The organism is Dinoroseobacter sp. PD6 (genome assembly GCF_028807315.1).
Taxonomy (GTDB): Bacteria; Pseudomonadota; Alphaproteobacteria; order Rhodobacterales; family Rhodobacteraceae; genus Dinoroseobacter; species Dinoroseobacter shibae.
The window spans coordinates 671,455-683,343 of sequence record NZ_JARAMN010000001.1; the positions used below are offsets into that span (position 1 = coordinate 671,455).

Genomic DNA, 11,889 nt, shown 5'->3' on the forward strand with positions numbered 1-11,889 from the left:
CGCCGAAAAACGGCACCACCAACAGAGGAGCAATTCACATGAAAACAACGTTGAAATCCTTCGGACTGGCCACCGCGGTCAGCGTGCTGGCCCTGCCGGCGCTGGCCTCGGAGAAGGTGAGCATCGGCGTGCCGTCCTGGACCGGCGCGCAGGCCATCGCCCATGTGCTGGGCGAGGTCGTCACCTCGCGCATCGGCGGCGAGGTCGAGTACGTGCCCGGCAACAACGCCACGATCTTTCAGGCGATGGACCAGGGCCGCGGCGATATCGACGTCCACCCGGATGTCTGGCTGCCCAACCAAGAGAGCTTCACCAACAAGTATGTGGACGAGGCCGGCACCGTCACCCTGTCGTCGAACCCCTACCAGGGCAACCAGGGCTTCTGCGTGACCCAGGATTTCGCCGCCGCCCATGACATTACCGACATCGCCGATCTGGGTCGGCCGGACGTGGCCGCCCTGATGGACAGCGACGGCAACGGGCGCGGCGAGATGTGGATCGGCGCGCCCGGTTGGGCCTCGGCCAATGTCAACGAGGTCAAGGTCCGCGACTACGGCCTGCTGGACTTCATCGAGCCGATCCGCGCCGAGGAGGCCGTGAAAACCGCGCGCATCAAGGACTCCATTGCCAAGGGCGAGGGCTATGCGTTCTATTGCTACGAGCCCCACGCGGTGTGGTTCATGTTCGATGTCACGATGTTGACCGAGCCGACCTTCGACCCGGCGAAATACGTGATGGTGCAGCCCTCCGATGACGCGGACTGGTACGAGAAGTCCATGGTCGCGACCAAGGACGCCCTGAAGGACGTGCAGATCGCCTGGTCGAACTCCCTCGTGGATCGCTCGCCCGCCATTGCGGAGTTCTTCGCCAATTTCCAGCTGAATGCCGAGGATGTCAGCCAGCTTGCCTACCAGATCAGTGCCCAGGGCCGTGATCCGGCAGAGGTCGCGGCGGAATGGGTGAACGCCAACTCCGACCGCGTCGATGGCTGGCTCGGCCTCTGATCCTTTCGCTTCCCATGGGCGGCACCGGACCCCGGTGCCGCCTCCTTCCACGCGCGACAGGGATGGATCCGACATGCACGGCGATACCGTCATCGAGATATCGAATGTCTGGAAGATTTTCGGCGCCAACGCCCAGGCAGCCCTTGCGGCGGTCCGCGACCGGGGGCTGAGCAAGGCCGAGATCCTGGCCGAATTCAACGCGGTCGTGGGCGTGGCCGATGTCAGCCTGTCGGTGCGGCGCGGCGAGATCTTTTGCATCATGGGGCTGTCGGGCAGCGGCAAGTCCACGCTGGTGCGCCATTTCAACCGCTTGCTGGAGCCGACCGCGGGCAGGATCGAGATCGAGGGGACCGATGTCATGGCGCTCGGCACCCAGGAGCTTCAACGCTTCCGCAACCGACAGATCGGCATGGTGTTCCAGAACTTCGCGCTGATGCCGCACCGTTCGGTGCTGGACAACGTGGCGATGCCACTGGAGATCCGGAAGGTCCCCAAGAACGAGCGCATGCGCCAGGCCGCCGCGATCCTCGACATCGTCGAGCTGGGCGCCTGGGGGGCGAAGTTCGCCCATGAACTGTCGGGCGGGATGCAGCAGCGGGTGGGGCTGGCCCGGGCGCTGGCGGCGAATCCGGACGTGTTGCTGATGGACGAGCCCTTCTCGGCACTCGATCCGCTGATCCGAAGGCAGTTGCAGGACGAATTCATCCGATTGTCGAAGATCCTCAAGAAAACCACGATATTCATCACCCATGACCTCGACGAAGCGGTGCGCATCGGCGACCGGATCGCCATCATGCGCGACGGCAAGGTGGTGCAGATGGGCACCGCCGAGGACATCGTGATGCACCCGGCCGATGACTACGTGGCCGATTTCGTGGCCGGGATCTCGCGGCTCAAGGTGGTTCATGCCCACGCGGTGATGCAGCCGCTGGAGGCCTATCTCGCCACTCACGGCCCGCTTCCGGCCGCCGTCCCCAAGGTCGACGAGGGCGAAACCCTGAGCAACCTGATCACGCTCGCCATCGATGACGAGAACCCGATCCTGGTGCAGGACGCGGGTCGGGACGTCGGTATCATCACCCGTGCGGACCTGTTGCGCACGGTCATCGAGGGAACGGAAGTCTCATGAAAGACAGCGACATCAATCCGCTCGAAGACACCGAAAGCGCCGCGGCCCTCGCCTATGCCGCCGACCGGCGCGCCAATATCGCGACCTTCGTGCGCACCAACCCGGATTACTACGCGGCGATGTTCGACAAGATCGGCGCGTCGTCAAAATTCGTGCCCACGATCAATCTCATGGCGGGGCTGTTCGGGCCGGTCTGGTTCGGGGCGCGGGGATTGTGGAACTGGGCGCTGGCCTTCCTGATCCTGGAGACGCTCGCGCTGGTACAGATCGCGCGGGGCCTGTTCGGGGATCTCGCGGCCGACGCGATGGCCCGCATCGCATCGATCGAGGGCACGCTGGAGCTGCGCCGCCAGCAGCTTGCCGCCGCCATCGAGAGCGGCTCGGACCGGGTGGATGCCTTTCGGCGCACGGTGGAGTCGCTGGAGGCCAATATCGGCGGCATCCGCGCCGAGGCCGAGGCCATGGCCGCCGAGGGCCCCACCATCGCGCTCACCGGGCTCGTCCTCCTGATCCTGGCCAAGATAGCCCAGGCGGTCATCGCCAACACCGCGCTGGAGGCCCGGTTTTCCGAATGGCTGAGCGACCGCAGCATCCGCTCCGGCATGCCGCCGCAGCATATCGTGTTGAGCGCCATCTTCATGGGGCTGATCGTGGCCACGGCCATGGTCCATTACAGCTTCCCGGGGCGGTTCGACATCCTCAGCACCTTCCCGACCGACCCGGATATCCGGCTTACCGGGATCGCCTGGGTGGAGGATTTCATCGCCTGGACCGTGCGCAACACCGAAGCCTTCTTCGACGCGCTGACCTTCGGCATCCGGACGCTTCTGGACGCGCTGGAGGTGATCCTGGTCCAGACCCCGTGGATCGTGATCGCCAGCCTGATCGTGCTTCTGACCTGGCTCACCGCGGGCCTGCGCACGGCGATCTATTCCAGTGCGTTTCTCGCCTATATGGGGCTTCTGGGCTTCTGGGAGGCGGCGATGACCACGCTGGCGCTCCTGGGCACGGCGGCGTGCCTGTCGATCGTGATCGGCATCCCGCTGGGCATGTTCGCCGCCCGCCGCCCGCGGTTCTATGCCTTCATCCAGCCGATCATGGATTTCATGCAGACCATGCCCGCCTTCGTCTTCATGGTGCCCGTGATCGCGTTTTTCGGCGTGGGCAAGCCCGCGGCGGTGATCGTGACGATGATCTTCGGGGGCACGCCCGTGGTACGCCTGACCGTGCTGGGCCTGCGCGGGGTGCCCGAGAGCGTCCGTGAGGCAGCGATCAGCTTCGGCGCGAACAAGTGGTACCTGCTGACCAAGGTCGACCTGCCATTGGCGGGCCCGTCGATCCGGGCCGGCATCAACCAGACGATCATGCTGTCGCTGGCGATGGTGGTCGTTGCCTCGCTGATCGGGGCCAAGGGTCTGGGCGAGGATGTGCTGGAGGCGCTGCAATACGCCAATGTGGGCCAAGGCATTCTCGCAGGCTTCTCGATCCTGTTCTGCGCGATGATCCTTGACCGGATCGTGCAGGGCGCGCGCAAGTGACCCCGCTGGTTCTCGTCCATGGGTTCATGGGCGGGTCCGCGCAATGGGCGTTGCAGGCGCCCCTCGGCGCAGGACGGGCGGTGATCGCGCTCGATCTGCCAGGCTTCGGGGCCAATGCGGACTTGTCGCCGATCGACGCGATCCCGGATTTCGCCGCCTGGACGCTGGCACGGCTCACCGCCCGCGGCGTGGACCGTTTCGACCTGTTGGGTCACTCCATGGGCGGCATGATCGTGCAGGAGATGGTGCGCCAGGCGCCGGATCGGGTGGGAAGGCTGATCCTCTACGGCACCGGCGCGCAAGGCGTGCTGCCCGGACGGTTCGAGCCGATCGAGACCTCGATGGCGCGCGCCCGTGCCGAAGGGGCGGCCGCCACGGCGAGCCGGATCTCCGCCACCTGGTTCCTGCACCGCGAAGACGCCGCGCACTATCCCGCCTGCGCCGCCATTGCCCGCAACGCAGGGCTGGAGGCGATCCTCGCCGGGCTGGCGGCCATGCGCGACTGGTCGGGCGAAGACCATCTGCCCCGGGTCGCGTGCGAGACCCTCGTGCTCTGGGGCGACAGGGACCGCACCTATGGCTGGAGCCAGATAGAGCAGCTCTGGCGGACCATTCCGAGCGCGCAGCTCGCCGTGGTCCCGGGCTGCGCCCACGCGGTCCACATGGAACGCCCCGAGATCTTCAATGCCCTCGTGGAGGGGTTTCTGGCACCGCTTGGCTTGTCGGGCGGGCCGCCGTCAGAAGCTCAGTCAAAGGCGAGCTTGTAGATCACGCCATCCTTCATGATCATGTCGAAGTTCTCCGAAGGGTCCGCCACAAGGTCGAGATCCTCCAGAGGATTGCCGTCCACCAGGATCATGTCCGCATAAGCCCCCGCCGCGATCACGCCGAGCGGGCCCAGCGGATAGGGTGTGAGATCGCCAGACATCTTCAGCAACTCGGCATTGTCGCAGGTCGCCATCTTCAGCGCCTCGAACGGGGTAAACCAGCGTTGCAGCTTGGCCAGTTGCGCACCTTGCGGAACAGTGTCTGGCAATTCGCGCGACCCCCTCAGCTTCCGGCAAGTTTCTCCGGCGCGTTGGCGACCACCCACCGCGCTGTGCAGATCGGATCGCTCACACCCCGGATCGAGGCAAGCGCCGCCTCGGTTGCCAGCGCGGCCTCAGCATGCTTGGCGCCCAAGAGACGCAGAAAACGGGCAAAGGCCGCTTGCGTCCGTCTGCCCACCACGATCAGGTCGAGCAATCGGCGTGCAACCTGATAATCGTCCGAACGCTCCGCCTGCGTTTGAGCTGAGCCGTTCCATACAATGCCTACACAGCCAAAAAAGAGCCCTGCAGACCCGCTCTGCGCGGCCGCAGACAGCGGCAAGAAGACCAGCGTCACACAAAAGACCATGCCTCTGACAGGCGCAAAACTGGCCAGAACAATATGCGCCCCCCCCCAAATTCTCGAAACACCCCGGAACTGTAAGCTGTCCATGCCCGAACCGTCCACCGGGACACGCCTTTGAAGACCCTGTCCCGGTTGTCGCATCGCGAAGTCTGGCGCTGCCTACATCCATAGAGACCGCCGCCCCAACCCGGAGCCTCCAAAAGCTGTTGCGCGCGAGTGTGGGTCTTGTCTTCGCACAATGCCGCAATCAGAGAATGGCTCTGGATCGGGGGTTTACCGTACTCGAAGAAAGCGGCGTAAAGCTGCGCGTTGGTGCCCAAAGGCAGTTGCACCAAAAGTCGGCGTGCATATGCACTTGCACGTCGCTTTGCGCTGCGCGGTCACTTACCGGCCAGAAGCGTGCCCAAACGCGGGGAAAACTCCTCGCGAATGCGCTGGGTATCCCGACCAAGCTCCGGGACCGAGCGGAATTGGGTGTCTTCGCCTTTGACAAGCGCGCCGGGCGCCAGCAGGTCGACCGAGTTGCCGGACACCTCTACCGTAACAACCCGGTTTTGCGGATGTGAAACCAGATCGTCAGGATCGCTCAGTCGGCCAAACGCGATATCGGCCTGCTGCATCATCTCGATCGCCCTGTCTCTCGGTACTCGTGCAAAGGCTTGCGCGACGGCTTCGTCCACGGCCTGCCGGTTTGCCACCCTTTCCGAATTGGTGCGCCAGCCTTCGCGGCTGGGCAACTCCGGATCCTTCAGAAGGGTTGCGCACAAGCGCGCCCATTCCCGCTCGTTCTGGATCGAGATCAGGATCTCTTTGCCGTCGGCGCACCGAAACACCCCGTAGGGCGCGATCGTGGGGTGTTTGAGACCCATGCGCGCGGGCTTCTTGCCGCCGTATTTGTACTGCAGATACGGAACGTTCATCCAGTCGGACATGGCATGAAACAACGACACCTCGATCTCGCGCCCCTGCCCCGTCCGGGCACGCGCGATCAGCCCCTGAAGGATCGCCTGGTACGCGGTCATACCCGCAGCGATGTCGCAGACCGACACGCCCACGCGCGCAGGCCCATGCTCGGTTCCGTTGATCGACGACAGGCCCGTCTCGGCCTGGATCAGCAGGTCATAGGCCTTTTGATCCTTCGCCGATCCCTCGGTGCCGTAACCGGAGATTGAACAGACGATCAGCCCGGGGTTGTCCGAACGGATGGTTTCGATCGGCAAGCCCAATCGGTCGAAGGCGCCCGGCGCGAGGTTCTGAATGAACACGTCCGCAGATCGCAGCATATTGCGCAGAATATCGAGGTCTGCCGTCTCTTTCAGGTCGAGACAGACCGATTCCTTGCCGCGGTTGATCCATATGAAATAGGCACTCTCACCGTGGACGAGCTGATCGTATGTGCGTGCGAAATCGCCTTCGGGCCGCTCGACCTTGATCACGCGCGCGCCGGCATCCGCCAGCTTGCACGAGGCATAGGGTGCCGCCACAGCATGCTCCACCGACACAACCAGCAGTCCCTCCAGATCGGACATCTTCTTTCCTCTCAGGCTTTTGCAATCGCGAGCTTAAGCCGTGGGACGGCGTTGACCATCCACGGGAACTCTTGATGCGCTATAGGATCAAGCTATCGTAACTTCGTGTGGTACAGGTGGGGAACGCAGCATGGAATTCAAACAGCTCGAGTATTTCCTGGCCATTGCGCGCTGCGGGTCTCTCGCCTCGGCCGCGGAGGTTATAGGTATCGCCCAACCCTCGCTTTCGGTTCAGTTGAAGAACCTCGAGCAGCGTCTGGGCGCACAGCTCTTCGTCCGCTCGCCGCGTGGTGTCATGCTGACGGATGCGGGCACAGTCCTGCTGAGCCATGCCGAGGGTTTGTTGCGGTCGGTGAGGGATGCAAAACTGGCCGTGAGGCAAGCGGGCGAGGACGCATCGGGCCGGGTGGTGTTCGGCTTTCCGTCGTCGGTCTCCATGGTCCTATCCGTGCCCCTCGCCGAGACGATCCGGCATGAACACCCCAAGATCCGCCTGCGCGCCGTGGACGCCATGAGCGGCTTCATCAAGGAATGGCTCGAAGAGCAGACCGTTGATCTGGCAATCCTCTACGAGACCAGTGGTTTGAAAAACGTCGAAGTCACGATGCTGCTCGAAGAAAACCTGCATTTCTATGCACCCCGGGACCTCTGGCCGCTGAAGACGCCGCCGGGCACGCCGGTCGCGATAAAGGATCTGTCCGGCGTCGAACTGGTGCTGCCGTCGAAATCCCACGGGCTGCGGATGCTGATCAACCACTCGACCAAGGGCGCAATCCGCGATTTAAACGTGGTTGTGGAGATGGATTCCCTCACGCAGATCAAATCGCTGGTTGCGCGCGGCAGCGCGTCGACTATCCTGGCGCCTGCCGCGGCTAGCGATTTTGAGGCCCGCGGCGAACTCGCGTCATCGAAGATCATCGATCCCGTGATCAGTCGACCCGTGTATCTTGTCCGAAATCCGGAAAAGCCCCGCACCCGGGCCTCGTCAGAGGTTGAGAAGGCGACCATCGCTGTGGTGAAGGATCTGGTCTTGCGCGGGCAGTGGCGCGGAAAGCTCGTGGAAGAGACTCAAAGCGTCACGGTATAGGTGTTTCCTATACGGGCCATGTTGCCATCGGAATTGCCGATACCGGGTGCCGGGCCCTATCCTCGGCCTCGCAATCAGCGAAACTGGGCGGACGCAGCATGAACACGCAGGCCGAAGTGAAAAGGTCTTTCCCCTGTATCATCGGCTGCGCAGCCGAGTTCGCAGACCATCGTCCTCGCATCGACGTGACAAACCCTGCGACGGGCGAGAAGATCGCCCAGATCCCGGCATGCGGCCCCGACGAGGTCGACCGGGCGGTGACCGCAGCCCGTAGAGCCTTCGAGGATGGGGAATGGTCCAGGCTCACGGCCGTTGACCGGGGCCGCCTGCTGCACAAGCTGGGCGAAGCCATCACCGCCCATGGGCAGGAGCTTGCCGAATGGGAGGCGAAGGATACCGGGAAGCCTCTGGCACAGGCCCGGGCCGATATGGTCGCCGCAGCCCGCTATTTCGAGTATTACGGCGCCGCGGCGGACAAGGTGCATGGCGAGACCATCCCGTTCCTGTCGGGCTATCAAGTTCAGACGATCTTCGAACCCTACGGGGTCACGGGGCATATCATTCCTTGGAACTATCCCGCGCAGATGTTCGGACGCTCCTGCGCACCTGCACTGGCCATGGGCAACGCGGTGGTTCTCAAACCGGCCGAAGATGCTTGCCTGACGCCCCTGCGCATCGCCGAACTGGCGCTGGAGGTCGGGTTTCCGGGGGGCGCGATCAATGTCGTCACCGGATATGGCCAGGAGGCGGGGGCGGCGCTCACCACCCACCGCGACGTGGATTTCCTGTCGTTCACCGGCTCGCCCGAGGTCGGCGTCATGATCCAGACCGCCGCGGCGCGGAATCATATCGGCTGCACTCTGGAACTTGGCGGCAAGTCGCCGCAGATCGTCTTTGCAGATGCCGATCTCGACGCGGCTATCCCGGTTTTGCTGAACGGGATCGTGCAAAATGGCGGGCAGACATGCTCCGCCGGGTCGCGCGCGCTGATCCAGCGCGATATTTTTGATGCGGTGCTGGCCAGGCTGAAGGCCGGGTTCGAAGCGCTGACCGCCGCACCCTGGCAGGAGAACGGCAATCTCGGCCCCTTGATCTCGCACAAACAGAAACGTCGCGTCGAAGGCTTCATCGCCGAGGGCGGTGGTGCGGACGCGCCTCTGGTCGCCCGGGGCAGGATCGCCGCTAGCGCCTCCGAGGCGGGCAGCTTCGTGGCCCCAGCCCTGTTTGGCCCCGTGATCGAGGGCCATGTGCTGGCCCGAGAAGAGGTCTTCGGCCCGGTCCTGTCCTGCATTCCGTTCACCGACGAGGCAGACGCGATCCGCATTGCCAACGCCACCGACTACGGTCTGGTCGCAAGTGTCTGGAGCGCGGATGGCGGTCGCCAGATGCGGCTCGCCAAACGTCTGCGCGTCGGACAGGTCTTTCTCAATTGCTACGGCGCGGGCGGCGGGATCGAGTTGCCGTTTGGCGGCATGCGCAAGTCCGGCCATGGCCGAGAAAAGGGCTTCGCAGCGCTGCACGAGTTCTCACAGATCAAGACAGTGGTACAGAATCATGGCTGAGGGACGGGCCTTTCAATGACGGAAACGAACACTTCGAGACGCCTGTCGGGCAAAACCGCGATCGTGACGGGTGCCGCCTCCGGGTTCGGTCGCGAGATTGCCCGCCGGTTCGTGCGTGAAGGCGCCCGGGTGGCGATCGTGGACCTGAACGGCGAAGGCGCAAAGGCCGTCGCCGACGCGTTGCAGCAGAATGCCATCGCGGTCACCTGCGATGTCTCCAAGGGCGCGGATGTTTCGCGGGCCGTCCAAGAAACGATCGACGCTTTCGGGCGCGTGGATATCGCCATCAACAACGCAGGCTGGAGCCACCGGAATCAGCCCGCGCTGGATGTGGATTTCGAGACTTTCAAACGCGTTTATGAAGTCAATGTGGACAGCATCTTTCATGCCACCCATGCTCTGGTGCCCCATTGGCGTGACATCGGGGGCGGCGTGATGATCAATGTGGGCTCCACCGCGGGTATCCGACCGCGCCCGGGTCTGAGTTGGTACAATAGCTCGAAGGGGGCCGTGAACATGATGACCAAGACACTCGCCGTGGAACTGGCCCCCGACCGGGTAAGGGTCTGCGGTCTGGCCCCGGTCATGGGCGCGACGCCCTTGCTCGAGACCTTCATGGGAATGCCGGACACGCCGGAGAACCGCGCGAAGTTCCTCGGCACCATTCCGTTGGGGCGCCTGTGCGAGCCAGAAGACATGGCCAATGCGGCGCTCTACCTGGCCTCTGACGAAGCGAATTTCATCACCGGCGTCATCCTGGAGGTCGATGGCGGGCGGACGGTCTGACACACGCGCCGCGCGCGCGAGGCATATCGCGGTCACGCGATCAAAAACCCCGGGCGCACTCCGGGATCTAGGGAGGACAACATGGGATATTTTCGATCCGCAGGACATGGCGCACTGGAGCGCGCTGTCTTTGACTACCGCCAGGGCGCCATGAGCCGACGCGATTTCCTGCGCCGTGCAATGGCGCTGGGGGCGACCGCCGGCATGGCCGGTGCGCTCGCGACAGCCTGGTCCGGCACGGCAATCGCGCAGTCTTCGACCACCGCGCCGCAGCCCGACGGGGAATACGACTTCATCGTGATCGGCACGGGCTCCGCCGGGGCCGCTTGCGTGTATCAACTGGCTCAGACAGGCGCGCGGATCCTCGTGCTCGAAGCCGGGCGCAACGACGACCTCGAAGAGGTCCATGACAGCCGCCTGTGGGCTGCGTCCCTTGGCACCGACGCCACGAAATGGTTCGAAACCCTGCCCTCCAGCCATACGGATGGACGCAATCACATGTGGCCGCGCGGCAATGTGTTGGGCGGGACATCTGCCTTGAACGCGATGGTCTATGCGCGCGGGCACAGGACCGATTTCGACGTCTGGGAGACGATGGGTGCCACCGGTTGGAGCTATGAAGACGTACTACCGCATTTCATGGCGATGGAAAGCTATGAGCCCGGGGGCGAGAACCGCGGCACCAGCGGCCCGATCTTTGTCAGCCAACCCCAGGACCCACACCGCCACGAAGGGGCCGTCGCGTTCATGGATGCCGCGGCGGGGCTGGGATACAAAGAAACGCCGTCCTTCAACTCCGATCGGATGTCCGGTCAGGCCTGGATCGATTTCAACATCAAGGACCAGCGGCGTCAGTCGTCTGCAGTCGCATTCCTGCGCCCGGCAATCGAGAACGGCAACATCACGCTGCTGACCGATGCCCCGGTCCAGAAGCTGACCCTGGAGGGCACGAAATGCACCGGGGTCACCTACCTGCACAACGGCGCGCCCGTCAGCGTCCGGGCGGCGAACGAGGTGATCCTCTCGGCCGGGGCCATCGACAGCCCCAGGCTGCTGATGCTGTCGGGGATCGGCATCGCGTCCGACCTCAGGCAGGTCGGGATCGACGCCGTCGTCGACTTGCCGGTCGGCGTCGGGCTCCAGGACCACATTCTCGGCGCAGGTGTGAACTACGAAGCCAAGGGCCCCGTGCCGGTCAGCCATTACAACCACTCCGAAGTCTACATGTGGGAACGATCGGATCCGGGCCTGCGGTCACCCGACATGATCGCGCTCTATGTTTCGGTGCCCTTCGCCTCTACCGGTCACAAGCTGGATTACGAGCACGGCTACTGCATTCTCTCGGGCGTCGCGACGCCGCAATCGCGCGGCTACGTCAAGCTGGCGTCTGACGACATCGCGGATGCCCCGATCATCGAGACCAATTACCTGGCCGAGGAACAGGATTGGAAGTCCTACCGTGCCGCGACCGAGCTGTGCCGCGAGTTGGGCGCCTCGGACGCTTATGCCGAGTTCCGCAAGCGCGAGAGCCTGCCGCAGAAGGACGGGGAGCTGACGGATGCCGAATGGCGCGACTTCCTCTCCGCGTCGGTCAACACCTATTTCCACCCCACATCCACATGCCAGATCGGCAAGGTGGTGGAGCCGGATCTGCGCGTGAAAGGCATTGAGGGCCTGCGAGTTGCGGATGCGTCCGTCATGCCGCAGATCACCACCTCCAACACCAACGCGCCGACCATGATGATCGGTTGGCGCGCGGGTGACATGATCTCCAAAGCAACCTAGACAGACCACTCGAACGCCACCACTCCTGACCCCGTCCGCGCCTGCGGGCGGGGTTTTTCGTTGCAACGGCCGAA

General features: G+C 64.0%; 11 protein-coding genes. 8 read left to right on the forward strand and 3 right to left on the reverse strand.

Annotated features, from left to right (window positions below; genetic code table 11):
* Positions 1-38 precede the first annotated feature (38 nt).
* The 4 genes from PVW48_RS03165 (at position 39) to PVW48_RS03180 (ending at position 4,438) form a co-directional block, all read left to right on the forward strand.
* Positions 39-1,004: an ABC transporter substrate-binding protein gene (locus PVW48_RS03165; RefSeq protein ID WP_012178110.1), complete on the forward strand. Its 966-nt coding sequence runs from the start codon at positions 39-41 to the stop codon at positions 1,002-1,004.
* Positions 1,005-1,077: 73 nt separating this feature from the next.
* Positions 1,078-2,133, forward strand: coding sequence for a quaternary amine ABC transporter ATP-binding protein (locus PVW48_RS03170; protein ID WP_274580244.1), 1,056 nt, complete (start codon positions 1,078-1,080; stop codon positions 2,131-2,133).
* A complete protein-coding gene (locus tag PVW48_RS03175; RefSeq protein WP_274580245.1) occupies positions 2,130-3,671 on the forward strand; it encodes an ABC transporter permease in 1,542 nt (513 codons plus the stop codon). Before PVW48_RS03170 ends, PVW48_RS03175 begins: the two co-directional genes overlap by 4 nt.
* Positions 3,668-4,438 (forward strand): alpha/beta fold hydrolase, encoded by a 771-nt coding sequence (locus PVW48_RS03180; RefSeq protein WP_274580246.1) that lies wholly within the window; start codon positions 3,668-3,670, stop codon positions 4,436-4,438. The genes PVW48_RS03175 and PVW48_RS03180 overlap by 4 nt, the downstream gene beginning before the upstream one ends.
* Here PVW48_RS03180 and PVW48_RS03185 read toward each other — a convergent pair.
* The 3 genes from PVW48_RS03185 to PVW48_RS03195 form a co-directional block, all read right to left on the reverse strand.
* Entirely contained in the window at positions 4,417-4,707 is a 291-nt protein-coding gene (locus PVW48_RS03185) for an amidohydrolase family protein (protein ID WP_274580247.1), read from the reverse strand. The two genes, PVW48_RS03180 and PVW48_RS03185, sit on opposite strands and share 22 nt — an antisense overlap.
* A 14-nt stretch (positions 4,708-4,721) precedes the next feature.
* Positions 4,722-5,153: a hypothetical protein gene (locus PVW48_RS03190; RefSeq protein ID WP_274580248.1), complete on the reverse strand. Its 432-nt coding sequence runs from the start codon at positions 5,151-5,153 to the stop codon at positions 4,722-4,724.
* Positions 5,154-5,446: 293 nt separating this feature from the next.
* Entirely contained in the window at positions 5,447-6,595 is a 1,149-nt protein-coding gene (locus tag PVW48_RS03195; protein WP_274580249.1) for a CaiB/BaiF CoA transferase family protein, read from the reverse strand.
* 130 nt (positions 6,596-6,725) lie between these two features.
* Between PVW48_RS03195 and PVW48_RS03200 the strand changes: the two genes are divergently transcribed.
* The 4 genes from PVW48_RS03200 (at position 6,726) to PVW48_RS03215 (ending at position 11,815) form a co-directional block, all read left to right on the forward strand.
* Positions 6,726-7,682: a LysR family transcriptional regulator gene (locus tag PVW48_RS03200; RefSeq protein WP_012178103.1), complete on the forward strand. Its 957-nt coding sequence runs from the start codon at positions 6,726-6,728 to the stop codon at positions 7,680-7,682.
* A 98-nt stretch (positions 7,683-7,780) separates the two neighbouring features.
* Positions 7,781-9,244 carry an aldehyde dehydrogenase family protein gene (locus tag PVW48_RS03205; protein WP_012178102.1) on the forward strand — a complete coding sequence of 488 codons (1,464 nt, stop codon included), beginning with the start codon at positions 7,781-7,783 and terminating at the stop codon, positions 9,242-9,244.
* A 15-nt stretch (positions 9,245-9,259) separates the two neighbouring features.
* Complete coding sequence (locus PVW48_RS03210; RefSeq protein ID WP_012178101.1) at positions 9,260-10,030, forward strand: SDR family oxidoreductase; 771 nt, start codon at positions 9,260-9,262, stop codon at positions 10,028-10,030.
* Between the two features lie 81 nt (positions 10,031-10,111).
* Positions 10,112-11,815 (forward strand): GMC family oxidoreductase, encoded by a 1,704-nt coding sequence (locus PVW48_RS03215; protein WP_157865281.1) that lies wholly within the window; start codon positions 10,112-10,114, stop codon positions 11,813-11,815.
* Positions 11,816-11,889: the final 74 nt, after the last annotated feature.

Bases quoted from the DNA above. Each gene is read 5' to 3' on its own strand.
- PVW48_RS03165 (WP_012178110.1), top strand. From the start codon at position 39: ATGAAAACAACGTTGAAATCCTTCGGACTGGCCACCGCGGTCAGCGTG.
- PVW48_RS03170 (WP_274580244.1), top strand. From the start codon at position 1,078: ATGCACGGCGATACCGTCATCGAGATATCGAATGTCTGGAAGATTTTC.
- PVW48_RS03175 (WP_274580245.1), top strand. From the start codon at position 2,130: ATGAAAGACAGCGACATCAATCCGCTCGAAGACACCGAAAGCGCCGCG.
- PVW48_RS03190 (WP_274580248.1), bottom strand. From the start codon at position 5,153: ATGGACAGCTTACAGTTCCGGGGTGTTTCGAGAATTTGGGGGGGGGCG.
- PVW48_RS03195 (WP_274580249.1), bottom strand. From the start codon at position 6,595: ATGTCCGATCTGGAGGGACTGCTGGTTGTGTCGGTGGAGCATGCTGTG.
- PVW48_RS03200 (WP_012178103.1), top strand. From the start codon at position 6,726: ATGGAATTCAAACAGCTCGAGTATTTCCTGGCCATTGCGCGCTGCGGG.
- PVW48_RS03205 (WP_012178102.1), top strand. From the start codon at position 7,781: ATGAACACGCAGGCCGAAGTGAAAAGGTCTTTCCCCTGTATCATCGGC.
- PVW48_RS03210 (WP_012178101.1), top strand. From the start codon at position 9,260: ATGACGGAAACGAACACTTCGAGACGCCTGTCGGGCAAAACCGCGATC.
- PVW48_RS03215 (WP_157865281.1), top strand. From the start codon at position 10,112: ATGGGATATTTTCGATCCGCAGGACATGGCGCACTGGAGCGCGCTGTC.